We start from the raw sequence: 25,439 nt of genomic DNA on the forward strand, positions 1-25,439 counted from the left end.
TTTATAACTGAAGTGTTTACTTACAGTCTTTGGATGTATACCTTGTTTCAAAAGTAGCGTAGCATGTGTATAACGTAAATCATAAAATCGAACTTTAAAAATTGGAATTTAAATAAAAAGAGCGCTGTTAAAAGCGCTCTGAGACAAATCATATATTTAGAGAGGAGTCAAGATAATATATGGATATTGTGTGAGAATGTTGTAGGTTTTAATGAAAAATAAAGCACACATATAAGTGTGCTTTTATGAACGCTTTAGATTTGTATGACTATATAGTCATACAATAAAATATGCTTGTTTAATATAAATGTGTGTCAAATCTATAAAAAGATATTGTGTATAAGGAACAATAAATGTTAATTAGCCAAGTCTTTTGTTTTTATCCTGCTATTTGCCGGGTAGTAAGACCCCCACCTCAAAATTCAGCAGAAGCAAAGAAGTTAGGTGGGGGCTGGACTGCCCGTAAAGTCCGATTGGTGAGGGCTGATTAAAGTTTCACTTTATTAACGAATTTGTGCAACTGTTAACGCTGCAGAACGAATATCTACTGTACCTATTACTTCAACGGGGACAATTTGAATTAAATCACCAGGGTTTAAGTTAATTAGAATGACACCACTTGATACATCGACTTCACCAGTTCCTATAATATTAGAACGGACTGCGGTTCCGGATCCTGCAATAACATTAGTCGATGAATTTAATGTCAAGAAAAAGCGTGCTGCTTCCGGGGCTAATGGAACGTTATCAAGGCTAATCGTTAATGTATAGCTAATTTGATAAATACCAGCTACCTGAATTTTAATACCAGTTCCAGTACTAATTGTATCATTGATTACAGGGACAGTAATATTAGGATTTGGGCCTGTACTAGGTAATAGTAGTGGTGTAAATAATGTTGCGAATTGAGGTGAAGTAGCATTGAATGCAAAACCTAGGGCAGGTAGTGTACTAGGTGCGTGTGCTTCACAATTAAAATTAGCGAATTTACGAATGGATGAGCGCATATTTTCACTCCTTTCTTGTATTTAGATTTCGTGAGTATTAACTTCACATTTTGGACAAGCATAATACAATATATGAAAATTTATAGTAGATAGTGCACAAGCTTCACTATTACGAATAAAGCAATGAATAATAATAAATACTATATGGAAAAGCAGTTAGCTAACTGCTTAGTAGGTTCTCCAAGAGCAAATAGGCGCAAAATTATTGCACTCTCAAAAAGATCAATACAGATAAGTGCTCTTTTTGAGAGTGAGTATAAATTTCTATCATTCTATCTAGTATTTGCACTGTATTATGTAGTTGCTACTAAAATTGATGTGAATTTTTAAAATTAGAGGTTTCTTTTAATGAAACCTCTAAAAAGACAACTAAATTTACGTTATAGTAAATTCAATTGCGATAGGAGTGCCTCCATCTAGGACTGCTCCTCCTACAATAGTAGCAGCTGTAGTAGTCACACCAGTAATAGTATCACCTGTTTGAATAACACCATTAATATAAAGTGTTAAAAAGGCATAAGAAGCAGGGAATGTTGTTACAGCACCAGTGTCATCAGTGAAGTCTGTGTTAGCAAAAGTTAAATCTGCTCCAGCAGCAGTTCCTGTTGCTGCTGTACTTACAAATCGTCTTCCTGCTATAAAAGGTTTAACGATAGGCATTTATATTCACCCCTTTTTGAGAATTAACTTAGACAAGTTTTTTGAAAGTTTTGTCCTGTATCGTATATTATGCTGTGCTTCTACTAAGAGATACGGCTTGTATACTAGTAAATAAATATAATTATTATGCGTTTTATAAGTTAGGTTCTTATAAGTAATTAAGTGGTTAAGGTTGGATTTTGTATATGGTATGTTTATGTTAAAAAAGAGAGCTCTTTTAGAAAGAGCTCTTAATCAAATTATTATCTTAGTGTTGGAGGGAAACTGGCGGCCTCAGTGACAGATGGTAGAAATAATTTACGTGGTATTGTAATAAATTCAAGCGCAATTTGCTTTGGATAAAAAAGTATTTGAGTTAAATCTAGAGCATGTATTAATAGTATCATGAAGCTTGTAAGAATGATAAAACTACCCCAAAAGAAACTTTTTGAAGTGTTGCGGAAATCTTTTATTAAAGAAAAGAATGAAAAAAATGCGGTAACAATGAGAATAAAAAATTTATACTTATCAGCCATTGTGATCCTCCTAAAGAACAGTAATTTATATTATATCGTATTTTTCAATATTATTATAAAAAGATTTTAAAGTGAATAATAAGAAAAAAATAAAGCCATAACTTAAAATCTTAGTTTAGGTTCTATTGTTTGAATTCTTTGTTTTAGAAGGTATAAAATCTGAAATTGAAAATTTTCCAAATGAACTACCATTTTTTATTTCTGATCCAACATCAAGTGCTTAATGAAATGGTATGAAAGATTATAGGCTAGTGATACGAGATTAAATAAGAGGAATTTCCGTGCAGCAAGAGTTCTAGCTCAGATTTCTACTAGAGAAAAGTATTTAGTTGGAGTTGGTATGTTAATAAAAAACGGATGGATGTCGAAACTAAATATTCATGACATTAAGGACAAAGATCAGGAAATATAATTTGGTATTCTGGGAATAACCGGAGATCCGTAGTTAAGGTTGCATAGTATTTGTATTTTTTTTCTAATTTTTCAATTGTTGTTAAGTGATGAGAACCTAATCCGCGTCGTACACTATGTTGAGAAAGAGTAGGCCCGATTTGTAATTTTCGTTTTTTCATTGCATCGTTCCATGGACTATAAAAAAATTTAAAAATAAAAGCAGGTTCCATGTAAATGCTATAAGGATAATGCGAACCATGTCTCCCGACTCTATAGTTCCCGTGCGAATTATTGTGAATTAATCTACCGTTAAGATATAGTTGGTTTGGATTAGGTTGAATTATTATGCCGTGATAACGTTGTTTAACAAGCGGAGAGCTATATCTTGGATTAGTGTAGCCATGAGTCGGTTCATCAATCATCATAATCATTCTTATTGAAAACATATTGCCGCCCATAGTGTTAAGTGATTTGAAAAATTGTTCTTTATTATAACAGCACAGGAATTCTGTCGTATTCAATACCATTTTCCATCCTGTAATTTCTCTTTCAATTTCCATAACTTCTTGATCAACTAAATAAGCATCAAATTCGAATGATTTTGAGTTTCGTATTTCCCAATTAGGAGCGAATGTTTTACAGATTTCAACTGAACGATCAGTGGATCCACGGTTAATAAGAATGCCATGATCAAATAGCTTTGTATGGTGCATTAACCACCACGGAAGTAAATATTCTTCATTGTAAAAATGAGAAATTAAAGTAGTCTTAATCAAAATCACCTCCGTATTTAACCTGCTTCTTATTTAATATAATATGGAAGGAAACCTATTGTTAGAAGGTTTCCTCTTAAAAGTTTTAAACCACATAGGGTATGTGGATGGATTAGTATGTAAAGTAGTCTGAATGATAAAGAGTGGTATTAAAAAGTACAAAATCTAAAATGAGCATCGAATTAGTGTATAACGATTGAAACGGCACTGAAAACTAATAAAACAGCCATAATGATGTTAAATAATTGATTATGTTTTAATAAAAGTTTTTGGAACATGGAACCAAAAAGGCTCCAACTAAATGTACTCAGTAAACCGACTATACCTAGAAATAATGAGAAAAGTAGAAAACTTGAATATGAATTGTAGTAAGGGAGTATAAAAGTAGAGACTACTGTGAGTCCGAATAATATTCCTTTAGGGTTAATAAATTGAAGGAAAATACCCACTGTAAATAAGTTTTTATTATTTTTTTCATTGTGACCGGCACCGCCTTTACTAGTAATTATTTTAAAGGCTAAATATAGCATATACGCGACACCTAAAATTTTTAAAGGAAATTCAATTATAGGGATAATATTAATTAATACAATATTAAAGAAACTGCATAAAGAAGTGAGGATGAAAAAACCGAATGCTACTCCAAAGCAAAAGTTTATGCTTCTCTTTAATCCATGTTGATTTGCGTATGTCATAGCTAAGAAATTGTTGGGACCAGGTGTGAAGCTACTTATAAATACAAATAACAAAAAAGAAAATATAGGCATTTCAAAACCCCCTATTTTTTGTGTGTTATAATGACCGAAAAGAACAATATAACGTGTGCTTTTTATTATACATAACGGTCGTTATATTGTATACAGTGTAGGAGTGTTTTTTATGGAAGAAATTCAACTTATTCTGGCAAAAAATTTAAAATCAATACGTGAAAAAGAAAAATTAAGTTTAGAAAAGGTCTCTCAATTAACAGGTGTAAGTAAAACAATGATTGGACAGATAGAAAGAGGAGATTCAAGCCCGACAATAACAACAATATGGAAAATTGCTAATGGTTTGAAAGTATCATTTACCTCTTTAATTAATAATCCACAGCCTGATACGAAAGTAGTTTTACGAAATGATGTTCAAGTATTGTCTGAAGACAATGGGAGATATAAGGTGTATCCCTCATTTCCTTTCCAAGATAATAGGAATTTTGAAATCTATATGGTTGAAATTGATACAGAAGGGAAATTAAGTTCAGAAGCGCATAAAGAAGGAACAGAAGAGTTTATAACGGTATTTGAAGGGAAATTGACAATTGACATAAACGATTGTCAATATACGTTAAATAATGGAGACTCAATTCGCTTTAAGGCGGATAGACCGCATACTTATACTAATTCAGGAAGAACATTAACGCGGTTAAGTATGACTATTTATTATCCAGCTTTATAAGCTGGCAATAATATAAAGAGTAAATGTGTATTGTTAAAACCATCTATAAGAGATGGTTTTATTTTTTGAATATAAAAAAAGACACTCAATTGAGTGTCAATATAGTATTGCTCTCGCGTATAGGATTGGAGATGTTCCTCAAATACATATTGAGATGGTCTGTAAAGAAGAAACGATCTTCATCTTTAATGTAACACCGACATGGGGGAAGTGTAAATTGATAATATATATACGGAAAATTTAGTATAGATGTTTTCTACTATGGATATAGTACAATTTATTTTTATTACGTCATCACTCTCGTAATATTTACCAATTGAGTATTTAGATTGTTTATTATAAAAAGAATGAATCATTTTTTAATCAATTCGTATAATTGTAAGAGAGGCACCTGTTGATCCACCTCCAACTAAATTCACGACAGATAATATACCAAATAATTGTAGTGAAATTGTATTACCAGCATTTAAATTAGTAATTAAATTATTACTATAATTTGAAGTTGATAAAGCGGGAGAAAAAATAGAGCCAGGAATTGGCGTAGAAACGTTTAATAGTAGTCTAGTTCCAGCAAGTAGAGCGGTTGTCGTATTAACTTGATAGGTTAAATGATATCTTCCAGTTACAGGAATTGTAAATACGTCATTTGAAGCGTTAACTGTAAAATTACCAAGACTTTGGTTATTTGAAAGTGGAATGTTTGTTCCTCCTAATACGACTGAAACAGGGCCACCTGATGTATTATTAGCGAACATAGAGTTTGTTGTAACGATTGAACCAGTACTCCCGGTAGGCCCAGTACTCCCGGTAGGCCCAGTACTTCCGGTAGGCCCAGTACTTCCAGTAGGTCCAGTAAGCCTGTAAGGGAAAATAATGTCAAGGGCCATTGACATTATTTCTTTTTTTCTAATTTCATTATTATCTTGAATATAAATCACCTCATCTTTTTAAATAAGAATGTAATAGATTTAGTACTTTTTAAATAGAATGATTAATTTATTATATTAATTAAAGCGGTTATAGCAACGGTAAAATGTTTAATATATGTAATAATTCTTTGGGAAGAAAAAAGAGAATAGTTATAAAGTTATTCTTTAATAATAGGGTCATAATGATGTGTATGAATTAAAAAACATGTGGAATGAGGTATTAAATTGAAACGCAATGACAATTTACCATTGAATAAGGGGATGATAGGCCCAGAAAATATTGGACCTACATTTCCGATTCTTCCACCAATTTATATTCCAACCGGAGCAACAGGCCCAACCGGAATAACGGGCCCAACCGGAGCAACAGGTCCAACTGGAGAAACGGGCCCAACCGGAGCAACAGGCCCAACCGGAATAACGGGCCCGACCGGAGCAACAGGTCCAACTGGAGAAACGGGCCCGACTGGAATAACGGGCCCAACCGGAGCAACAGGCCCGACTGGAATAACAGGAGCAACCGGAGTAACCGGAGCAATAGGAATAACGGGCCCGACGGGAGCAACAGGGATAACAGGAGCAACCGGAATAACGGGCCCGACCGGAATAACCGGAGCAACCGGAGTAACCGGAGCAATAGGAATAACGGGCCCGACTGGAATAACGGGGCCGACCGGAGAAACGGGGCCGACCGGAATAACAGGCCCAACCGGAATAACGGGCCCGACCGGAGAAACAGGTCCAACTGGAGAAACGGGCCCGACTGGAATAACGGGCCCAACTGGAGTAACCGGGCTAACCGGAGAAACGGGCCCAACCGGAGCAACAGGTCCTACCGGGGGGATTGGCCCTATAACAACAACCAATTTGTTATATTATACTTTTGCAGATGGAGAGAAACTTATATATACAGATGCCGATGGGATACCTCAATATGGTACAACGAATATATTATCGCCTAGTGAAGTTTCATATATTAATTTATTTATTAATGGAATAATGCAACCACAGCCATTATATGAGGTGAGTACTGGTAAATTAACTTTATTGGATACTCAACCTCCATCGCAAGGATCTTCAATTATATTACAATTTATCATTATTAATTAAAAGGACAGATCCTTAATGAAAAGGAATCTGTCTTTTTTTGTTTTATATTTAAATAGTTAAAATTAAGTGAAGGTACATTCAATTTCTAGCTGTCATAAATGGTTGAATGATAGGGATTTTAACTTCAATCCTTTTCACAGTGTATTGGAATAAAATATAAAATGAATTTTTCAATATATTATATGAGAGTTCTCTATAATACAAAGGGCTTCATGTTTAAAAAGAGAACACAATCTTAGTAAAGAAATAATGTATATTTATATAAAAAATGGTACTGTTAATTGTTGAGTATATTCAAATTAATATGTGTATTTAAACCTAAGAGATAAACGTGGAAAAATAAAATAAACCCGTAAGTTTAGGTGTTTAATCTAAGCAGTCAATTATTAAAAACATATAATTAATATGTGAGTCATGAACATAATTAAATAGCGTTTGTAAGTTTAATTATATTTCATGTTTCCTATTTTAAGTCAATATATAACATAATTTTTTACAACTTTATGATCCTTATAATAGGAAAAACTCAAATATAAAACAAGTAAGGAGGACATAAATGACAAACAATAATTGTTTTGGTCATAACCACTGCAATAATCCGATTGTTTTCACTCCAGATTGCTGTAACAATCCACAAACAGTTCCAATTACCAGTGAGCAATTAGGTAGATTAATTACTTTACTAAACTCTTTAATAGCGGCTATTGCAGCGTTTTTTGCAAATCCAAGTGATGCAAACAGATTAGCTTTACTCAATTTGTTTACTCAACTATTGAACTTACTAAATGAATTAGCACCTTCTCCAGAAGGGAATTTCTTAAAACAATTAATTCAAAGTATTATTAATTTACTACAATCTCCTAACCCAAATCTAAGTCAATTACTTTCTTTATTACAACAATTCTACAGTGCTCTTGCACCATTCTTCTTCTCTTTAATTATTGACCCTGCAAGTTTACAACTTTTATTAAACTTATTAACTCAATTAATTGGTGCTACTCCAGGAGGCGGAGCAACAGGTCCAACAGGTCCAACAGGTCCAGGAGGTGGAGCGACAGGTCCAACAGGTCCAACAGGTCCAGGAGGCGGAGCGACAGGTCCAACAGGTCCAACAGGTTTAACAGGAGCAACAGGAGCAACAGGCCCAACAGGAGCGACAGGTCCAGCAGGTACTGGTGGAGCAACAGGTTTAACAGGAGCAACAGGCCCAACGGGAGCGACAGGTCCAACAGGTCCAACAGGTTTAACAGGAGCAACAGGCTTAACAGGAGCGACAGGTCCAACAGGAGCAACAGGCCCAACGGGAGCAACAGGTTTAACAGGAGCAACAGGCTTAACAGGAGCAACGGGTGCAACTGGTGGCGGAGCTATTATTCCGTTTGCTTCAGGTACAACACCAGCAGCGTTAGTTAATGCGTTAGTAGCTAATACAGGAACTCTTCTTGGATTTGGATTTAGTCAGCCTGGTATAGCATTAACGGGTGGAACAAGTATCACATTAGCATTAGGTGTAGGTGATTATGCATTTGTAGCACCACGAGCAGGGGTTATTACGTCATTAGCAGGTTTCTTTAGTGCAACAGCTGCATTAGCTCCATTATCACCTGTTCAAGTGCAAATACAAATATTAACTGCACCTGCAGCAAGCAATACGTTTACAGTACAAGGCGCACCTCTTTTATTAACACCAGCATTTGCCGCAATAGCGATTGGTTCTACAGCATCAGGAATCATACCTGAAGCTATTCCAGTAGCAGCTGGGGACAAAATACTGTTATATGTTTCATTAACAGCAGCAAGTCCAATAGCTGCAGTTGCTGGATTTGTAAGTGCAGGTATTAATATCGTTTAATTTGTTACATTTAGTAGGAAATTAAACAGGGGTTTGTATATAGTCCTTCCTAATAAATTTAGGAAGGACTATATTTTTTTGAGAAATAAGTAATAAATCCATTGAACAATTACTCTTTGTTAAGTTCGTATAAAAAAGTATAATTTACCCTTTCTCATTTAAGGCATAAGTTATGTAACTTTAAAAATTTCCGATCAGCAAAAAAAGATGAATTCTTTTAAAAAAGAATTCATCCATAAAATAAACTATTTATTTTTATTGCAGTTACATCCTTTTTTCTTTACATAGCCTTGCTCGGCTAAGTCTCTTTGCGATTGGGAATTGGAAGATTGAGAATTGGAAGATTGAGAGGATGCTGAAGAGCTACTATTTTTATTATAAGAGTAGTTTTTTCGATAGTTATAATTACTCATAGTACTATCACCTCCAATTTAATATATAAATATTATATGTATGTACACTATCAATTGTTACTATTATTAATAGGAAGAGAACATACAATAAAAAAATCTCCTCGGTATTTTCCTAGGAGATAAATGATGATTCTTTTAAAAATTTACAAATTAATAGCCCCAGTAAAGAGGAAAGTAATAAGAATCTTGGTGATACGGATTATGTTGTTGAGGGAGGGGCTGGGTTGGGTAATTTTTCATTCCACGGTTTTGATTGCAGTTTGCCGGAGGACCAATTACAGTAGTTGATTGAATAGGGGAAACCGCTTGTTTCCATTGTTGTTCATTGAGGCAGTAAGTATGGGCCATCATATGAGCTGGAGTTAATCTTAAAATGTCAGAACCGAAAATAACTTCTGGAGTTGGAGCGTTGAAAATAGCTAATAAATGAGTATTATCTGCTGTAGCAATTTCATAATGCCACCACGCTTGTGGAATGTTGGCAACTTGCCCCGGTTTTATCGGTAAGTTTAATATTTGATTCGTAAATGGATTAAGTAAAGAAACAACAGCAGACCCTGAAATACAATAAACAAGTTCAGCTGCATTTTGATGAATATGTGGTTCTACAACATTTCCTGTACTTAAATAAATATCTAATAAAGAAGTATTTTCTAAAGTATTTAATTGTTTAATGCCAAGTACATTTATATAATTTTGGGCATCTTTTCGAAAAAAATTACTTTTATTTACATCAAAAGTAAAATTGGTTGAGGGGGAGGTATAGTCGATGTTGGCAGTCAATTGTATTACCCACCTTTCTATAGGTAAGTTAGGTTACAAAATTAGGATATGTGTCTAGTCTTTGTTTTGTGCTGTTGTAGGTAGCTTAATAAATTCACTTATTCCATAAAGAATAAAGTATTAAGATTAAACTATATTCGTATTCCCATTCATACTTTGGATTGATGGAAAAAAGTAATGAAAATGTTAATTTAAAAGTACATCAATCATTTATAAGGAGTGAATGTTCATGTCATTTAGTGAAATGATTAGAAATGAAGTGCTCAGCTGGGCGGGTGTTTCTGAAAAACCGCATCGATTTGGTGGTATTGAAATAAATTATGGTAAGAAAGAACTTGGCCATCTTCATGGTGATAAATTAGCTGATTTACCATTTCCGAAGTTAAAGCGAGATGAATTAGTGAACCGAGGATTGGTAAAACCACATCACATATTACCCGAATCAGGATGGATCAGTTATTATATAAAGAGTGAAGAGGATATTCCATTTGCAATTGAGTTATTTCGTATGCAATATGACCGAATTAAAAAGTAATGAAATAAAGTAGGGTAATAAAAATTTATTTTCATGTCACATCCCTCCTTAATCGTTCGTCTTGTATGTAGAACGATAAGGAGGGATTTTATTATGAATACATTTGATGTAGCAATTGTTGGCGGTGGGCTTGCTGGATTAACAGCATCTATATATTTAGCGAAAGCTGGAAAGAAAGTGATTGTATTAGAAAAATCCAGTCAATTTGGTGGCCGAGGGATGACTATAAATAAAAATGGAATCTGCATGAATCTTGGTGCACATGCTTTATATAGAGGCGGGGCAGCGTTTATAACTTTTAATGAGCTCGGTTTGAATCTTCCAGGTGGAATACCATCTACAAAAGCACATGGAATATGGAAAGGGGATATATTCACCATCCCAACAGATTTTCGCTCAATTTTATCAACACCACTACTTTCGTGGTCTGCAAAAGTACAATTCTCACGTCTTATGATTCGTTTAGGAAATTTAGATGTAGGAGAAGTTCCGAAAATGAGTCTAACTACATGGGCAGAAAATGAAATAAAAGATCCAATGGTTCGTAATATATTTTATGCGCTATGCCGGACAACAACATATACGTTTGCTCCTACAATACAATTAGCATCATCTGTACTAAAGCAAATACAGCTTTCTATAAAAGAAGGAGTACTTTATGTAGATGGTGGTTGGGAGACGATAATAACAAAATTAAGAGATTTAGCGAATGATGTCGGGGTAAAATTTTTGGCTAAAAAGCATGTTTTGGAAATAGAGCATTATGAAGATAAACAAAGAATACATTGTGTTGATGATGAGGTTTTTGCAGTAGATACAGTCATCGTGACGACTCCGCCAAAAGAGGCTTGTAAAATAATAAAAGGTGCAGAAGGAACAAGTTTGCATAGATGGAATGAACAATCGGTACCGGTTACTGTTGCTGCATTAGATATTGGCTTGAGACAATTACCCAATCCTACACATCAATTTGTATTAGGATTAGATCAACCTATATTTTTCACAAATCAATCGAGAGCAGCTAAATTAAGTGAAGATGGATCAATTGCAGTGAGTCTAATTAAGTACCATAATCCTGTGCTAGAGATGAATCATATTCATGAAGATAAAGAACAGTTGGAAAGTACGATGGAGTTGTTACATCCAAATTGGAAAAGAGAAGTTGTTGCACAGCAATATTTACCGAAAATAACAGTAGTACATGATTTTCCTCATATTGACCGTGTTGAAAAGCCGGGTCCTAATATACCTGAAATGCCAGGTGTTTATGTTGCAGGAGATTGGGCAGGGCATGATGAAATATTAGCTGATGCTGCGGTAGCAAGTGGGAAACGAGCAGCGTTACACATTTTAAAGCAATATGAAAGTGAGGCAGTTCATCATGGAAACGGAGCAGTTATATGAAGCGTATCAACCATTATTATTTTCGTTATCATACAGAATCCTTGGGAGTGTTATGGATGCTGAGGATATCGTTCAGGATGTATTTATCTCGCTAAATAATATAGAAGATCCTCAATCTATAGAAAATATGAAAGCATATTTATGTAAGATGGCGACAAATCGTTCAATTGATAAATTACGATCGGCAGCGCATAAACGTAACGTGTATGTAGGGATGTGGTTACCAGAGCCACTTGTAGACGAGAGTGATGAGCCATCAAAGTCATTTATAATGAAAGAATCCCTTTCCACCGCATATTTATTACTTTTACAACAACTATCTGAGGTAGAAAGGATTGTTTTCATATTAAGAGAGGTTTTCAGTTATGAATACGAAGAAATAGCTTCAATTGTTGATAAGAGTAGTGTGAACTGCAGGAAGATCTTTCAACGTGCACGAAAAAGCATGTTGGAGAAACCGAAGCAATCAAAATTAAGCACGGAGAAAATGGCTTCTTATGTTGAAAAGTTTGTAGCATCATTACAGTGTGGGGATACGGAAGGTATGTTGGAAGTATTAAAAACAGATGCTATACTCAAAGCTGATGGTGGAGGTAAAGTTACAACTGCGATCAATCCGATTTATTCTGCAGATCGAATTATTCGCTTGTTCTTTGGGATTGCACAACGATTGACAGAAGAGTACACTGTTGATTTTAAAATGGTAAATGGTATACCAGGAGTTATAGTTACAATAAATAATAAAGTAACGTATGTTCTTTCGTTTGCATTTGAGGATGAGAAGATTTCAAATATTTATATGATGGTTAATCCTGAAAAACTTATGCATTTAAATGTAAAAATATAAAAAAGCGCATTTCTTTAGAAATGCGCTTTTTTATTATTTTTCTAACATTTCAAGAGGTACATCTTTTTCGCCAGCTACCTCAAATTTAATTTCCCCGTCTTCTTCATAAATACGTGTAATAATCGGTATAGTAATCATTAATTTTTTATGCTGCTTTCGTTTTCGAGCAGCATCTAAGCTAATCACGTTCATTTGTAAGCATCCTTTCTTCTGGAAATATATAAACAAAGAAAATGCGTCCGAAAAGGGCGCTTAATTGAATTTGAAATACCGATTCATTTAAATGGGGTTTATATAATTTAATAACTGCAATTTTAATATGAAATAATATGAATGGAATAATTGCACGTAGAAATTAACTTTACCAAAAAACGAAACAATATGCTATAAAAAATTATAAATCTTTGTCATATAACGGGAAAAAGGATTTCGTTTCGCATATAATAAAAGTAGACGGGCAGCAAGAGCTTTTTCATCATATTGCTTGGAAAGGCGATGAAAAGAATGGATACGTTAGATTCATTATTACTTCAACTTGAACAATATGGAGAAGAGCATGATCGGAATAAAAAAATACGGGAAGAAAAATTACGGAATATTTCTCGTGAGATGGGGCAATTTTTATCAATTTTAGTAAAAGGGTGTAATGCAAAAAACATTTTAGAAATCGGAACTTCTAATGGTTATTCTACATTGTGGTTAGCTAATGCGGTAGAAGAAACAAATGGAAATGTAACAACTGTAGAGCTTTCTTCAGAACGAGTTGGAGAGGCACTTGTCAATTTTGAAAAGGCAAACCTTTTACAAAGGATTGATGTTCACAATCAAGAAGCAGGGGCATTTTTAGATTCCCAATTAGATCATTCATTTGATTTTATTTTCCTAGATTCAGAGCGCACGCAATACATGTGGTGGTTTGAGCATATAAAACGTATGTTACAGCCAAAAGGTTTTCTTGTTGTTGATAATGCAACTTCTCATGCAAGTGAATTAGATGAGTTTATAAAAATGATTGAAGAAGATGATACGTTTGAAACAGTGTTATTAGCGTTTCAAAAGGGAGCATTTGTAGCTCGCAAAAATAAATAGAAGTGAGTGTAATAGAATTATCACATTGAAAACGGGTGAATGTCAAAAGATTGAGTGTAGCACGATTAAAAGAACGTAAATTATTTAGGAAATATATGAAGAATCCGCCTTCAGCATGTAGTTCTCTAGGTCTTAAGTCTGAGGAAAATTATGTTGATTACAGGTATACTTATAGTAAGAAACAGGGAATGACTGCATAAACAGACATTTCTAAAAAAATCGATTTCAAGCAATCAGAATGTGTATGAAATACGATATAATTGATGAAATATAGTGCATATAAATTCGCACATATAAATAAAGGAGCGATTTTGTTGACTGAACTCGAGAAAAAAGAACCTGTATCCATTGTGAAAGATAATAATGTAGAAGTAGTGGTTGATACAGTTATAAAAGATGAAGAACTTGATGAATTAAATAAAGAAGCCGATCTTTATGTACAAAAGTTAAATAGCGAGCAAAATACAGATTTATCAAAAGTATTGTCGCAGCTAGGAGATTTGGGGGATAAAGAACAACAAGCAGCAGGACAAACGTTATCAGCATTAAAACGTCCTGTCACAGCGATGATGAATGGAAAGAATGAAGAAATTCCAAATACATTGTTAGAATTACGCAAAGTAGTATCAGAGCTTGATCCCAATTCACTTAAAGCAAGTGGTATGAAGAAAATTATGTTTAAAGTATTTAAGAAAAATCCACTTGAAACATACGTGCATAAATATCAATCTATAGATAAGCAAATTGAGGAAATTATTAGATCCCTTCTAATTGGTCGTGATAACTTACAAGAGGATACAGTTGGTCTTGAAATGTTAAAAGAACAATCGCACGATAAAATTCATGCTCTTGATAAACAAGTATACTTAGGGAAAAAGCTTGCTGGCATGCTTGAAGCTGAGAAACAAAACCCAGAGCGTCAAAGGGATATTCCGTTAATTAACGATGCATTAGAAAAGATACTTGTACGTACACGTAATATGCAGCAAGCGAAAAGTGTATTATTACAATCTATAGCTTCTGTAGACATCATTAAGAAAAATAATGAAAAATTAACAGAGGCGATACGTAATGCGATTACGATGACACAAAACGTTGTAACAGTTTCAGCTGCTATTCAGCTTGCATTAACGAATCAACGGAAAACAATTGATGCCGTAAATGCGACGAATGAAGCAATTGAATCGATGGTATTAAGTAATTCTCAAGCGTTAAAACAAAATACAGAAGAAACGACGAAATTGCTTGAAAACCCTGCTATTAGCATGGATAAATTACGTGAATCATTCCAAAATGTGTTCGCTGCAATTGAAGCATCTGAAAAATCGTCAGAACGTATTATTGAGTCAAGCAAGAAGTTCGTTATTGAACTAGACACATTTAATGATGAGATGAAGCAGAAACTCATTCAGCGTCCAAGGAAATAACGGATTATTAGAGGAGGTGAACAAATGAGTTTCATTCAAACAGTACTATTACTACTCGGTACATTGCTTTTAATAGCATTTACTGTCGTTGTTTTAGTCGTATACTTCGGGCGGAAACTGTATTTTTCATGGACGAAGCCATATAAAAGAGCGCAAGATTCTTTAGATAAGATATCAAACAAATCAATACCGTTTCTACAAGAATTTACACAACATCCACTGTTTTATCGCTGGATTCGCACCGAAGGAAAGAAAGAACAAAATACATTAAATACTCTATTTTGTGCATCAGGTCAACGTACGAGAGAGCAAGTCTTCTCGATGTTACCGAAAGAAAAGCAGAAAAAAGTGCATGTAATGGCAAAAACTACGAAAAAGCTTACAAATGAAGATATTGATGTGGCTGCGATGAAAGTGAAAGATTTCTTAAGACAAGAAGCGCAGCAAACTGTAAAACCGACAGACTTATCATTTTACAAATTGTATTTTTATGACCGTTATCCAGACGCATTAAATACAATTCAAGCGTATAAACGCTCAATAAATCCTTCATTACAAAGAACGGTTGATGATATTACAATTTCAGTATTAAATGCACTTCCGTACTATCAAGAGCAACGCATGTTTGAACAACAACATAAACTTGAAACATTCTTAATGAAAGATTTAACGGCCATGTTATCGTTGGTAGTACAATTACCACCTTCACAAAGACCAGAGAAGGAAGAAGAACTGAAAATCTACTTGGAAAATTTCCAAAAAGAAATGGAAGTAGTAGAGCGAGATATTCGCGACTCAATTGATCACGATTTAAATGTGAAGATGAGAGCAGCGACTGAGAAGTTTAAGAATAAATAACAAAAAGCGCCTTAAAAGCTAAGTATCACGGCTTTAAGGCGCTTTTTTTATGAGGTTTTATTTTGCTCTAACGGTAGTATGACTAGAAGCCACACTTTCATTATGCAATCGATCAACTGCAGTTACGACATAGGTATACGTTTCTCCGGAAATAGCGGTTTTATCTACATAAATTTCTCCAAGTTTTGTTTTTCTTACAGTAGTAAGTAAATTTTTGGGATTTTGTATATCCACTTCATTTTTCCCATTCACGCGGTAAATAGCGTAATAAGCAGAATCATTATCTCTATTGTCAATGATACCGATTGCAATACCTTCATCTCTTGGAATGGCGCCTTTTAAAGTCGGTTGTTTTGGTGGATCATGATCAAGCCAAGGCATAGGCGGGATTAATGCAGGATGTTTATATATGTTTTTTGAAAGGCTATCTTTAACTCCGAGTGGATTGTTATTAATATCTTTTAAGCTAAAATGCATACTACCTTTTATATCAGGATATAGCCGGTTTAATGCAATTTGTTTTGGATATTCTTCTGGATCAGACCAAGCAGGGACGGAGTTATTATTAATTTTATAGGCCGCTTGACCGATGTATAGGTGAAGCGGTTTGTTATTTGTTTCTTTAACCCACCAATCTACTAATATGTCATATGCAGCTGGGGTGAAACCTATATTCCAATATATTTGCGGTGTAATGTAGTCAATATATCCTTTTTGTATCCACTCACGTGTGTCAGCATAAAGGTCATCATAGTTTCTTTGGCCTGCGGTTGTGTTAGAGCCAGTGGGATCGTCAGCTATATTTCGCCATACGCCGAACGGACTAATGCCAAACTTTACATATGATTTTTCTTGTTTTATAGCAGTATTTAAATCTTTTACAAGTTCATTTACATTATTACGTCGCCAATCTTCTATATTTGTAAATCTACCATTATTATATGTTTCGTATGTTTTCTGATCTGGAAATTCTTCACCGGCTACTTTATATGGGTAAAAATAATCATCCATATGCAGCGCATCAATATCGTAATTTTGTACGATTTCTAAAGCACCTTCTGTTATAAATTTTTTCACTTCCGGAATACCGGGATTGTAATATAACTTTCCGCCATAAGGGACAACCCAATCGGGATGTTGCCTTGCAGGGTGATTATTTGATAATCGATTTATATCGGTGTGATTCATCGTTATTCGGTATGGGTTAATCCAAGCGTGGAATTCTATATTTCTTTTATGAGTTTCTTCAATCATAAATGCGAGCGGGTCATAACCAGGATCTTTTCCTTGTGTTCCTGTAATGTATTCAGACCAAGGACCGTAATTTGAAGGATAGAAAGCATCAGCGGTTGGTTTAATTTGTACAACAACTGCATTCATACCAGTGCTTTTTACATCGTCTAATAATCTTATAAATTCTTGCTTCTGTTTTTCAATAGGTAAGCCAGTTTTTGAGGGCCAATCAATATTCAGAACTGATGCGATCCATACAGCACGTAATTCATGTTTTTTGTACGTAGTATTTACTTCAGCATAAGTAGAGTGAGGGGGAATGAAAGAGAAAGGGATGAACAAGATAACGATACAACATATCATTAATAAACGTTTAACGATCATTTATACGCCTCCCTATCATATGATTATTTAAAATAATATCTGAGGCGAGGTTGACCTTGCAATAGAGAAAATTGCATATTGAAACATTAATTTAATAAGAAAAATATTTTTAATGAAATTTACTTTCATTATAACTAAATTCATTTACTACTTCATATGCTTGTTAGTAAAGTGAAACTTCCTTTCATTTGAAGGGTAATAAATTATAAGTATAGGAGGATTAATAAATGAAAGTTTTGTTCGTCTGTTCTGGAGGAATGTCCAGTGCAATTGTTGTAAACGCTTTAAAAAAAGAAGCGGAGAAAAATGGTGTGAACATGGAAGTGCATGCAATTGGAACGAATGAGGTAGAGGAAGAAGTAAAGAATGGCTGGGATGTCGTAATGGTGGCACCTCAAATAAGACACCGATTTGACTCTGTAAAAAAATTTGCAGAGGAGGAATCTATTCCGTGTGGCATCATACCGCCGCAAGCATACACACCGCTTGGCGGCCCGACTTTATTAAAAACTGTAAATGAATTAATCAGTTAGGGGGAAACGTTATGAATAAGTTTGTCACGTTTCTTGATAAAAACTTATCTGGACCGATGGCAAGGCTTTCTGAGCAGAGACATTTACAAGCAATCCGTGATGGAGTTATTTCGGCGTTACCATTTATTATAGTAGGAAGCTTCTTTTTAATAGTAGCATTTCCACCACTGCCGAAAGATAGTTTCATATCAGTTTGGGCATTAAAGAATCAAACAAGTATATTGATACCATATCGTTTAACCATGTTTATTATGTCTTTATATATCGCATTTGGAATAGGATATAATTTAGCGAAAAGTTATAAGTTAGATGCTTTATCAGGAGCACAGCTCGCGGTATGTTCACTACTTTTAACATTAACGCCTGAGTTAATTGATAAAAAAGGATTCATGCTTCCGATGACAAATCTCGGAGGTCATGGATTATTTGTGACGATGATTGTTTCTATTTTATCCGTAGAGATTTTAAGATTTTGTAAGAAGAAAAATGTAATGATTAAAATGCCAGAACAAGTACCGCCATCTGTATCGCGTTCATTTGAAGCACTTATACCTGCAGCATTCGTTATTATTATAATGAGTCTAGTAACTGTCGTTTTTAGCATTGATTTACACCATGTTGTTGATAAATTAGCAGCACCATTAGTAAAAGCTGGGGACAGTTACTTCGGTGTAATGATTCCAGTGTTTTTAATTACGTTTTTTTGGTCATTCGGAATCCATGGTGTGTCGGTTGTTGGAACTGTTGCTCGGCCATTATGGGAAGTATACTTAGGGAAAAATGGTGAAGCAGTTGCTAGTGGAGCAGATCAGTTGCCATTTATTTCACCAGAGCCGTTATATCAATGGTTTATATGGATTGGCGGTTCTGGTGCGACGTTAGGGCTTGTATTAGCTATGATTGTATTTGGTCGATCGAAATATTCGAAAGCATTGTCAAGAACTTGTATTGTTCCGGGTATTTTTAATATTAATGAACCAGTCATATTCGGATTACCGATTGTACTAAATCCAATTTTAATTATCCCATTTATCATTACACCACTTGTAACAGCAACTGTTGCATATTCAGCAACTGCGATGGGATTTGTAACACCAACGCATATTATGCCGCCATGGACACTACCTGCTCCAATTGGTGCATATTTAGCAACAGGAGGAGATTGGCGTGCGATTGTATTAGTTTTTATAAATATAGCAATATCGTTCCTTATTTATTTACCATTCTTTAAAATGTACGACAAAAATATGCTTGAAATTGAAAAAAATGGTGACGGGGAATCTGTTAATCCTTAATCTGCACGCTGTTATTTTGAGTGATAGACTTTTTGTCTATCACTTCTTTCACATTAAAACTAGAAAGGGGGAAATAGAATGAATATAAAATTTAGTTATAAAGGCGTATTTTTATTATTATTTGGAGTGATTTGTGCAAATTTACTTTTTGTCCCTTTATTAGGCATGCTAAATCTATCACAAATGCATAGTATCTGGCTTGTTACAAGTATTGCGGCAAGCATTTTGCTTACGGTAGTTGTTTCTTTCATTGATGGATCGTTTGCATCGAAAGCTCAGTTGTTTTTTAGATTTATATTGTTTTCGATTTGTTGTACGTTCGTTACTTACATGATTGTTTTTTAGTAAATAGGAGGTCATGCACGTTATGTATATTGCAGGGGTAATGTCTGGTACTTCATTAGATGGAATAGATGTAGCGCTCGTTCATATAGAAGGAAGTGGTGTAGATTCTAAAATCCAACTCATCCATTTTACTACTGTTCCATTTTGTAATGATATGAAAAATGAGATCCAACAAGCGTTATCAATTGAAACTTCGAATGTCCAACTTATATGTAGTTTAAATTTTAAACTTGGTTTATGCTTCGCCAATGCTGTAAAGGAAGTTTGTAAAGAAGCCAATTTTCCTTTGAGACAATTAGATTTAATAGGCTCTCACGGACAAACGATTTATCATCAGCCAAAGCAAGAAGGGAATATTATTTCTTCAACATTGCAAATTGGGGAACCAGCAGTAATAGCATATGAAACGAACACGACGGTTATCTCGAATTTCCGAACGATGGACATGGCGGCAGGGGGACAAGGTGCACCACTTGTACCATATTCAGAGATTATTTTATATCGGCATCAAACTAAAAATAGACTACTACAAAATATTGGTGGGATTGGTAATGTTACAGTGGTTCCAAGTAAACGAAGTAAAGAGAGTGTTATTGCTTTCGATACTGGACCAGGCAACATGGTAATCGATGAAGTATGTCAAAGATTATTTCATGTACCATATGATCAAAATGGTTGGATTGCAAAGCAGGGGGTAGTTGTAGATGAAATTTTAACATACTGTATGAACCATCCATTTTTGAACATGAAACCACCAAAATCAACAGGTAGAGAACAGTTTGGAGAAGCGTTTGTGACTGAATTATTGAATCGATTTAAAAAGCATAGTAAAGAAAATATATTGGCAACTGTCACGATGTTTACAGCATGTTCAATTGTTCATCATTATAAGGCGTTTATTTTGCCGTATTATGAAATTGATGAGGTGATTTTAGGTGGTGGTGGAAGTTATAATAATACACTTGTTGAAATGTTACGGAATGGATTAAGAGAAGAGAAATGTAGCATATGTATACAAGAAGATATTGGTCATTCTTCAGCAGCGAAAGAAGCAATTGCATTTGCTATTTTAGCAAACGAAACGTATCATCGTAATCCGAGTAATGTGCCGAGCGCAACAGGTGCTAAGAATTCCATAATTTTAGGGAATATAACATTCCCTCCATACGCAAATGAAAATGAGGCGAACATATGAAGTATATGATTGGAGTAGATGGCGGGGGAACGAAGACCGAGGCAATTGCATTTGATAAAGACGGAAATGAACTTGTAAGAGCTACCAGTGGTTTTGGAAACATATTAATAGATTTTGAAGAAGCTCTTGTGCATATTATGGAAGCAATTAATCAATGCCAGAAGAGTTTAATAAATGGGCATTGTGTTTGTGTTTGTTTAGGATTAGCTGGTATAAGCGGAGCGAATACAAATGAATTAACATTACGTTTAAAAAAGAAATACGGAACAAAAATTGAAATTTTTAATGATGTAATGATCGCACATGCAGCTGCTTTAAAAGGTAAGGATGGAATATTAACTATAGGTGGTACAGGTGCAATTTGTATAGGAAAAAAAGGAGAAGTATATCAGTATAGCGGTGGATGGGGACATATTTTAGGAGATGAGGGGAGCGGATATTGGATTGCATTACAAGCTTTAAAGAAAATGGCAATTCAGTTCGATCAAGGAATCAGTCTTTGTCCATTGAGTTTGAATATTCAAAGCCAGTTTCAACTTTTGACACCGTCTCATATAAAAAGCTTAGTATATACTTCTTCTAAAGATAAAATTGCAGCAATCGCCCCATTAGTTATTCAGGAAGCGAGAGATGGCAATGATGATGCGCATGAAATTATGATGCAAGCTGGAAAGGAATTAGCAAGGATTACAGTAAATGTTTATAACAAGTTGAACTTTAAGCACTCAACGCCAATTGCAGTAAGTGGCAGTATATTGCGTTTAGTTCCTGAAATATTTGCTGTATTTAAGAAATGGTGTGAAGAAAGTATGAAAGAAATTACACTCGTATCACAAGCAGAAATGGCAGTGAAAGGAACATATTATTTAATGAGGGATATATATTTTTAAAAATAGGTATGAGAATTTTTGTATGATTTGTAAAAATATGATGTTAAAATGTATAAAGGGATGTATGTTAAAAACGTACAATATACGTAGTAATTGAATATTGTATATGTATTCCCATGTAGAAAGTGAATGATTACATGATTAATAGTATGCAGTTTTTATATTTGGTGGCTTCTTATTTAATTGGAAACATATTGACCGCTTATATAGTAACAAAATTGAGACATAACGTTGATATTAGGGATGAAGGAAGCGGAAATCCTGGCGCAAGAAATATGGGGCGCGTATATGGAAAAGGGTATTTCATTGCTACATTTTTAGGTGATGCAATTAAAGGGGCAATCGTTGTTGCTGTAGCAAAATACCTTTTTGAAGATCCTACATTCGTAATGTTAACATTATTGGCCGTTATTATTGGACATATTTATCCAGTTTTATTTAAAGGCAAGGGCGGTAAAGGTATTTCAACATTTATAGGAGGACTAATCGCATTTGATTATTTGATAGCGCTTACCCTCTTAGGCATTTTTATTGTATTTTATTTAATATTTAAAGGGTTTACGAAGCCAGGACTAATTACGATTGCTTGTTTACCAATTTGTATGATTCTTTATTCTTATTCTATTGTTACCACTATATTAAGTGGAATAATTATTGTACTCATTCTATATGTAAATCGAGAATAAAATGAATGTTTAATAAGTGGGGATAATCTCCACTTATCATTTTTTATTAAATAGATAAAGGAGATAAGGCATGGGGTTAATTTATAAAGTTGCTGATCAAGATTGGGAATTTGAAAGTATACATAAATTGAATTATAAAACTTTTGTAGAAGAGATACCACAACATGAAGAAACGAAAGAACGGTTTCGTATAGATCGGTTTCATATAGAAAATACATATTTAATTTGTTTAGATGAGGATAGATTAGTAGGTATGGTCGCAGTGCGGGGAAAACGACCATTCTCGTTAGATTATAAAATTTCAAATTTAGATATTTATTTGCAAGAGCATGGAGAAAAAGTGTATGAAATTCGTTTACTTTCAGTAGAACGTGAATATAGAAATGGAAGAGCGTTGTTAGGATTAATTCGTTTTCTACATCGTTATTTGCTTCTAAATGGATATGAATTAGCACTCATTTCTGCAACAACACGTGAACTAGCTTTATATGAGCAAATGGGATTCAAATCTTTCCATACGTTAGTTGGTACAGAAGAAGCAGCCTTCCAGCCAATGTATGTTACCCCTGCTATGTTTGAAGAGTCGAGTGTTGGGGGGATTATGACGAAAGAATATACGTTTTTACCTGGTCCAGTAGATATTGAAGAGAACGTTCGAAAGGCATTTTCTACGCGACCTATTTCCCATCGCCCTAAGTCATTTCAAGTGATGATGGACAATGTGAAAAAACGGTTACTTCACATGACAAAAGCAAAACATGTACAGCTTATGTTAGGAACAGGGACGTTAGCAAATGATGCGATTGCTTTACAGTTACGTTCTTTAAAAGGGAAAGGACTAGTATTAACAAATGGGGAATTTGGTAATAGATTAGTTGGACATGCAAAACGAGCACGGTTACATTTTGATACGTATAAAAAGGAAATGGGAGATCCATTTATTTATACCGAATTAGAAGAAATTATGACAACTGGAAATTATGAATGGATTTGGTTTGTTCATCATGAAACATCTACTGGAATGTTAAACGATTTAAACGAGCTAAATACTCTTTGTAACGAGAATCAAATGAAACTGTGTGTAGATTGCATAAGCTCAATTGGAGCAATACCATTAGACTTGAAGGATGTGTATTTTGCAAGTGGTGTTAGCGGTAAAGCGATTAAATCATATACAGGAATTTCTTTCGTTTTTCATAACCACATTGTAAAAATAAACGAGGCTGTGCCGGCCTATATGGACATTGGCATGTATGAAGAAAATGAAAGTATTCCATACTCACAATCATGGAATTTAATTTATGCATTGCAAGAAGCGTTGAAGAGATTTGAAGATGAAAAGGCATTTGTAAAAATTAAAGAGACATATGATTATGTTGAAGAAGTTATTACTGATATGGGTTTAAAGCTTGTTTCACCTAAAGAACATGCCGCGCCAATTATACTTACTATTGTATTGAGCGAAGATTATTCTTCTAAAGTAGTAGGCGATACATTAGCATTACAAGGATACATCGTTCATTATGAGTCATCTTATTTACAAAAGAATAATTGGATCCAAATTGCATGTTTAAATCATTATAAAGAACGCGATATGAAGAGGATGTTAAATTGTTTGCAAATGTGTTTATTTCAGAGTGGGGTACATATATAAAGACTTTTTCTTTTCGTATAAAGGAGCTACGACTTACGAAAACTTAGGAATAGAACATTGGAAGAGGTGTCAGTATGATAACTAGAAAACTACCATTACATATAGACGATATTAAAAAAGCTCACAAAATTCTAGATAGAAATGCTCGTAAAACGCCATTAGTAAAATCTTTTTACTTGACTAGTAAAACGGGTGGAGAAATTCATTTGAAATTAGAAAATATGCAATTAACGGGTTCTTTTAAATTTCGTGGCGCATTTAATAAAATGTCGCGGCTCACGGATCAAGAAAAAGAAAGAGGTGTAATTGCATGTTCAGCAGGTAATCATGCACAAGGAGTTGCATTATCTGCTCATTTACTCGGTATTAAGAGTAAAATTGTTATGCCAATTTCTGCACCTCAGGCAAAAGTTGAAGCAACAAAAGGATATGGATCTGAAGTGATTTTACATGGTGAAACCTTTGATGATGCAAAGGTAAAATGTGAAGAAATTATAAGGGAAACAGGTGAAACATACTTACATCCATATGATGATGTAGAGGTAATGGCTGGTCAAGGTACAATTGGATTAGACATTCTTGATGATATGTGGGATGTAGATACTGTCATTGTACCAATAGGTGGAGGCGGAATTATTTCTGGTATTTCTGTAGCATTGAAATCTTTTAATCCATCCATTAATATAATTGGTGTCCAAGCAGATAATGTTCATGGAATGAAGGCATCTTACGATAAAGGAGCAATCGTAGAACACTATGAGGCGCCTACTATTGCAGATGGTTGCGCAGTTAAAATACCAGGTGAATTAACATTTGAAATTGTAAAAGAATTAGTAGATGATATTGTAACTGTATCAGAAAAAGAGCTGGAAGTAGCGATGAAAGATTTATTACAACGTGGGAAAGCTGTTGTAGAAGGTGCAGGTGCATTAGCAACTGCTGCACTTCTTGCAGGAAAAGTTGATAGTTATATAAAAGGGAAAAAAGTAGTAGCTGTTATATCTGGTGGGAACGTGGACTTACAGCGCATATCAAGTGTATGTGAGCACTTTTTTGTCGCTAATGAAGTGAAATAGTTTTATGAAAGAAGAGCTAAGAGAAATGATCTTAGCTCTTACTTTTTGTCTACCGTTTACTGTAAGTAGAAATAAACTTGCAAAATTTGCTGTTTAAAAATTATTTTATTTAAGCG

The 25,439-nt window shown here is 34.4% G+C and carries 26 protein-coding genes; 17 read left to right on the forward strand and 9 right to left on the reverse strand.

Annotation, left to right across the window (positions count from 1 at the left end):
* Positions 1 to 503: 503 nt before the first annotated feature.
* From exsF to C3Y97_RS11620, 5 genes are all read right to left on the reverse strand, one after another.
* Positions 504 to 1,007 carry an exosporium protein ExsF gene (exsF, locus tag C3Y97_RS11600; RefSeq protein WP_001257869.1) on the reverse strand — a complete coding sequence of 168 codons (504 nt, stop codon included), beginning with the start codon at positions 1,005 to 1,007 and terminating at the stop codon, positions 504 to 506.
* A 375-nt stretch (positions 1,008 to 1,382) separates the two neighbouring features.
* Positions 1,383 to 1,667 carry a DUF4183 domain-containing protein gene (locus C3Y97_RS11605; RefSeq protein ID WP_001123247.1) on the reverse strand — a complete coding sequence of 95 codons (285 nt, stop codon included), beginning with the start codon at positions 1,665 to 1,667 and terminating at the stop codon, positions 1,383 to 1,385.
* Positions 1,668 to 1,909: 242 nt separating this feature from the next.
* Positions 1,910 to 2,182, reverse strand: coding sequence for a hypothetical protein (locus tag C3Y97_RS11610; RefSeq protein ID WP_000774115.1), 273 nt, complete (start codon positions 2,180 to 2,182; stop codon positions 1,910 to 1,912).
* Positions 2,183 to 2,568: 386 nt separating this feature from the next.
* Positions 2,569 to 3,351, reverse strand: a complete 783-nt coding sequence (locus tag C3Y97_RS11615; RefSeq protein ID WP_000598280.1) for a glycosyltransferase family 2 protein — start codon at positions 3,349 to 3,351, stop codon at positions 2,569 to 2,571.
* A gap of 179 nt (positions 3,352 to 3,530) precedes the next feature.
* Positions 3,531 to 4,115: a LysE family transporter gene (locus tag C3Y97_RS11620; protein WP_001121273.1), complete on the reverse strand. Its 585-nt coding sequence runs from the start codon at positions 4,113 to 4,115 to the stop codon at positions 3,531 to 3,533.
* 55 nt (positions 4,116 to 4,170) lie between these two features.
* Between C3Y97_RS11620 and C3Y97_RS11625 the strand changes: the two genes are divergently transcribed.
* Complete coding sequence (locus C3Y97_RS11625) at positions 4,171 to 4,785, forward strand: helix-turn-helix domain-containing protein (RefSeq protein ID WP_136363382.1); 615 nt, start codon at positions 4,171 to 4,173, stop codon at positions 4,783 to 4,785.
* A 359-nt stretch (positions 4,786 to 5,144) separates the two neighbouring features.
* On the opposite strand, the gene C3Y97_RS11630 is transcribed toward C3Y97_RS11625, so the two are convergent.
* Positions 5,145 to 5,723: a BclA C-terminal domain-containing protein gene (locus tag C3Y97_RS11630; protein ID WP_136363384.1), complete on the reverse strand. Its 579-nt coding sequence runs from the start codon at positions 5,721 to 5,723 to the stop codon at positions 5,145 to 5,147.
* 216 nt (positions 5,724 to 5,939) lie between these two features.
* Between C3Y97_RS11630 and C3Y97_RS11635 the strand changes: the two genes are divergently transcribed.
* Together C3Y97_RS11635 and C3Y97_RS11640 are read left to right on the forward strand one after the other, a co-directional pair.
* Entirely contained in the window at positions 5,940 to 6,824 is an 885-nt protein-coding gene (locus C3Y97_RS11635; protein WP_000827723.1) for a DUF4183 domain-containing protein, read from the forward strand.
* A gap of 556 nt (positions 6,825 to 7,380) precedes the next feature.
* Positions 7,381 to 8,676 (forward strand): exosporium glycoprotein BclB-related protein, encoded by a 1,296-nt coding sequence (locus C3Y97_RS11640; protein WP_136363386.1) that lies wholly within the window; start codon positions 7,381 to 7,383, stop codon positions 8,674 to 8,676.
* Between the two features lie 563 nt (positions 8,677 to 9,239).
* Here C3Y97_RS11640 and C3Y97_RS11645 read toward each other — a convergent pair.
* Positions 9,240 to 9,872, reverse strand: coding sequence for a cupin domain-containing protein (locus C3Y97_RS11645; RefSeq protein ID WP_000126309.1), 633 nt, complete (start codon positions 9,870 to 9,872; stop codon positions 9,240 to 9,242).
* Positions 9,873 to 10,101: 229 nt separating this feature from the next.
* On the opposite strand from C3Y97_RS11645, the gene C3Y97_RS11650 reads away from it, so the two are divergent.
* From C3Y97_RS11650 to C3Y97_RS11660, 3 genes are all read left to right on the forward strand, one after another.
* Entirely contained in the window at positions 10,102 to 10,407 is a 306-nt protein-coding gene (locus C3Y97_RS11650) for a luciferase domain-containing protein (RefSeq protein ID WP_048656582.1), read from the forward strand.
* 93 nt (positions 10,408 to 10,500) lie between these two features.
* The gene (locus tag C3Y97_RS11655) at positions 10,501 to 11,811 is read left to right on the forward strand and encodes a phytoene desaturase family protein (RefSeq protein ID WP_001091208.1); all 1,311 of its coding nucleotides are present in this window, start codon (positions 10,501 to 10,503) and stop codon (positions 11,809 to 11,811) included.
* On the forward strand, positions 11,789 to 12,658 hold the full coding sequence (locus C3Y97_RS11660) for a sigma-70 family RNA polymerase sigma factor (protein WP_000447158.1): 870 nt from the start codon (positions 11,789 to 11,791) through the stop codon (positions 12,656 to 12,658). Before C3Y97_RS11655 ends, C3Y97_RS11660 begins: the two co-directional genes overlap by 23 nt.
* A gap of 33 nt (positions 12,659 to 12,691) precedes the next feature.
* Here the strand turns inward: C3Y97_RS11660 and C3Y97_RS27825 are convergent, their stop codons facing one another.
* A complete protein-coding gene (locus C3Y97_RS27825) occupies positions 12,692 to 12,850 on the reverse strand; it encodes a hypothetical protein (RefSeq protein ID WP_001100984.1) in 159 nt (52 codons plus the stop codon).
* Positions 12,851 to 13,153: 303 nt separating this feature from the next.
* On the opposite strand from C3Y97_RS27825, the gene C3Y97_RS11665 reads away from it, so the two are divergent.
* The 3 genes from C3Y97_RS11665 to C3Y97_RS11675 all read left to right on the forward strand — a co-directional run bounded on the left by C3Y97_RS11665 (position 13,154) and on the right by C3Y97_RS11675 (position 16,032).
* On the forward strand, positions 13,154 to 13,747 hold the full coding sequence (locus C3Y97_RS11665; RefSeq protein ID WP_016124554.1) for an O-methyltransferase: 594 nt from the start codon (positions 13,154 to 13,156) through the stop codon (positions 13,745 to 13,747).
* A gap of 314 nt (positions 13,748 to 14,061) precedes the next feature.
* Positions 14,062 to 15,174 carry a toxic anion resistance protein gene (locus C3Y97_RS11670; protein WP_000137402.1) on the forward strand — a complete coding sequence of 371 codons (1,113 nt, stop codon included), beginning with the start codon at positions 14,062 to 14,064 and terminating at the stop codon, positions 15,172 to 15,174.
* Between the two features lie 24 nt (positions 15,175 to 15,198).
* Positions 15,199 to 16,032 (forward strand): DUF3974 domain-containing protein, encoded by an 834-nt coding sequence (locus C3Y97_RS11675; protein ID WP_000008371.1) that lies wholly within the window; start codon positions 15,199 to 15,201, stop codon positions 16,030 to 16,032.
* A 57-nt stretch (positions 16,033 to 16,089) separates the two neighbouring features.
* On the opposite strand, the gene C3Y97_RS11680 is transcribed toward C3Y97_RS11675, so the two are convergent.
* Complete coding sequence (locus C3Y97_RS11680) at positions 16,090 to 17,649, reverse strand: glycoside hydrolase family 10-like protein (RefSeq protein WP_000636017.1); 1,560 nt, start codon at positions 17,647 to 17,649, stop codon at positions 16,090 to 16,092.
* Between the two features lie 227 nt (positions 17,650 to 17,876).
* Here C3Y97_RS11680 and C3Y97_RS11685 point away from each other — a divergent pair, with 227 nt between their 5' ends.
* The 8 genes from C3Y97_RS11685 to tdcB all read left to right on the forward strand — a co-directional run bounded on the left by C3Y97_RS11685 (position 17,877) and on the right by tdcB (position 25,323).
* Complete coding sequence (locus tag C3Y97_RS11685) at positions 17,877 to 18,182, forward strand: PTS sugar transporter subunit IIB (RefSeq protein ID WP_000865907.1); 306 nt, start codon at positions 17,877 to 17,879, stop codon at positions 18,180 to 18,182.
* Positions 18,183 to 18,193: 11 nt separating this feature from the next.
* A complete protein-coding gene (locus C3Y97_RS11690; RefSeq protein WP_001032280.1) occupies positions 18,194 to 19,477 on the forward strand; it encodes a PTS sugar transporter subunit IIC in 1,284 nt (427 codons plus the stop codon).
* Between the two features lie 78 nt (positions 19,478 to 19,555).
* The gene (locus C3Y97_RS11695) at positions 19,556 to 19,822 is read left to right on the forward strand and encodes a hypothetical protein (protein ID WP_001021960.1); all 267 of its coding nucleotides are present in this window, start codon (positions 19,556 to 19,558) and stop codon (positions 19,820 to 19,822) included.
* 22 nt (positions 19,823 to 19,844) lie between these two features.
* On the forward strand, positions 19,845 to 21,017 hold the full coding sequence (anmK, locus tag C3Y97_RS11700) for an anhydro-N-acetylmuramic acid kinase AnmK (protein WP_000274979.1): 1,173 nt from the start codon (positions 19,845 to 19,847) through the stop codon (positions 21,015 to 21,017).
* Positions 21,014 to 21,907 carry a BadF/BadG/BcrA/BcrD ATPase family protein gene (locus C3Y97_RS11705; protein ID WP_136363388.1) on the forward strand — a complete coding sequence of 298 codons (894 nt, stop codon included), beginning with the start codon at positions 21,014 to 21,016 and terminating at the stop codon, positions 21,905 to 21,907. Before anmK ends, C3Y97_RS11705 begins: the two co-directional genes overlap by 4 nt.
* Positions 21,908 to 22,044: 137 nt before the next feature.
* On the forward strand, positions 22,045 to 22,593 hold the full coding sequence (gene plsY, locus C3Y97_RS11710) for a glycerol-3-phosphate 1-O-acyltransferase PlsY (protein WP_000610870.1): 549 nt from the start codon (positions 22,045 to 22,047) through the stop codon (positions 22,591 to 22,593).
* Between the two features lie 70 nt (positions 22,594 to 22,663).
* Complete coding sequence (locus C3Y97_RS11715) at positions 22,664 to 24,247, forward strand: aminotransferase class V-fold PLP-dependent enzyme (RefSeq protein ID WP_136363390.1); 1,584 nt, start codon at positions 22,664 to 22,666, stop codon at positions 24,245 to 24,247.
* Between the two features lie 74 nt (positions 24,248 to 24,321).
* Positions 24,322 to 25,323, forward strand: a complete 1,002-nt coding sequence (gene tdcB, locus C3Y97_RS11720) for a bifunctional threonine ammonia-lyase/L-serine ammonia-lyase TdcB (protein ID WP_000632959.1) — start codon at positions 24,322 to 24,324, stop codon at positions 25,321 to 25,323.
* Positions 25,324 to 25,439: the final 116 nt, after the last annotated feature.

The organism is Bacillus sp. DU-106, assembly GCF_004799705.1.
GTDB classification, from domain to species: domain Bacteria; phylum Bacillota; class Bacilli; order Bacillales; family Bacillaceae_G; genus Bacillus_A; species Bacillus_A cereus.

Excerpts from the sequence above, each read along its gene's own strand:
- exsF (WP_001257869.1), bottom strand. The coding sequence starts at position 1,007 with ATGCGCTCATCCATTCGTAAATTCGCTAATTTTAATTGTGAAGCACAC.
- C3Y97_RS11605 (WP_001123247.1), bottom strand. The coding sequence starts at position 1,667 with ATGCCTATCGTTAAACCTTTTATAGCAGGAAGACGATTTGTAAGTACA.
- C3Y97_RS11610 (WP_000774115.1), bottom strand. The coding sequence starts at position 2,182 with ATGGCTGATAAGTATAAATTTTTTATTCTCATTGTTACCGCATTTTTT.
- C3Y97_RS11620 (WP_001121273.1), bottom strand. The coding sequence starts at position 4,115 with ATGCCTATATTTTCTTTTTTGTTATTTGTATTTATAAGTAGCTTCACA.
- C3Y97_RS11640 (WP_136363386.1), top strand. The coding sequence starts at position 7,381 with ATGACAAACAATAATTGTTTTGGTCATAACCACTGCAATAATCCGATT.
- C3Y97_RS11650 (WP_048656582.1), top strand. The coding sequence starts at position 10,102 with ATGTCATTTAGTGAAATGATTAGAAATGAAGTGCTCAGCTGGGCGGGT.
- C3Y97_RS11655 (WP_001091208.1), top strand. The coding sequence starts at position 10,501 with ATGAATACATTTGATGTAGCAATTGTTGGCGGTGGGCTTGCTGGATTA.
- C3Y97_RS11660 (WP_000447158.1), top strand. The coding sequence starts at position 11,789 with ATGGAAACGGAGCAGTTATATGAAGCGTATCAACCATTATTATTTTCG.
- C3Y97_RS27825 (WP_001100984.1), bottom strand. The coding sequence starts at position 12,850 with ATGAACGTGATTAGCTTAGATGCTGCTCGAAAACGAAAGCAGCATAAA.
- C3Y97_RS11665 (WP_016124554.1), top strand. The coding sequence starts at position 13,154 with ATGAAAAGAATGGATACGTTAGATTCATTATTACTTCAACTTGAACAA.
- C3Y97_RS11675 (WP_000008371.1), top strand. The coding sequence starts at position 15,199 with ATGAGTTTCATTCAAACAGTACTATTACTACTCGGTACATTGCTTTTA.
- C3Y97_RS11680 (WP_000636017.1), bottom strand. The coding sequence starts at position 17,649 with ATGATCGTTAAACGTTTATTAATGATATGTTGTATCGTTATCTTGTTC.
- C3Y97_RS11685 (WP_000865907.1), top strand. The coding sequence starts at position 17,877 with ATGAAAGTTTTGTTCGTCTGTTCTGGAGGAATGTCCAGTGCAATTGTT.
- C3Y97_RS11690 (WP_001032280.1), top strand. The coding sequence starts at position 18,194 with ATGAATAAGTTTGTCACGTTTCTTGATAAAAACTTATCTGGACCGATG.
- C3Y97_RS11695 (WP_001021960.1), top strand. The coding sequence starts at position 19,556 with ATGAATATAAAATTTAGTTATAAAGGCGTATTTTTATTATTATTTGGA.
- anmK (WP_000274979.1), top strand. The coding sequence starts at position 19,845 with ATGTATATTGCAGGGGTAATGTCTGGTACTTCATTAGATGGAATAGAT.
- C3Y97_RS11705 (WP_136363388.1), top strand. The coding sequence starts at position 21,014 with ATGAAGTATATGATTGGAGTAGATGGCGGGGGAACGAAGACCGAGGCA.
- plsY (WP_000610870.1), top strand. The coding sequence starts at position 22,045 with ATGATTAATAGTATGCAGTTTTTATATTTGGTGGCTTCTTATTTAATT.
- C3Y97_RS11715 (WP_136363390.1), top strand. The coding sequence starts at position 22,664 with ATGGGGTTAATTTATAAAGTTGCTGATCAAGATTGGGAATTTGAAAGT.
- tdcB (WP_000632959.1), top strand. The coding sequence starts at position 24,322 with ATGATAACTAGAAAACTACCATTACATATAGACGATATTAAAAAAGCT.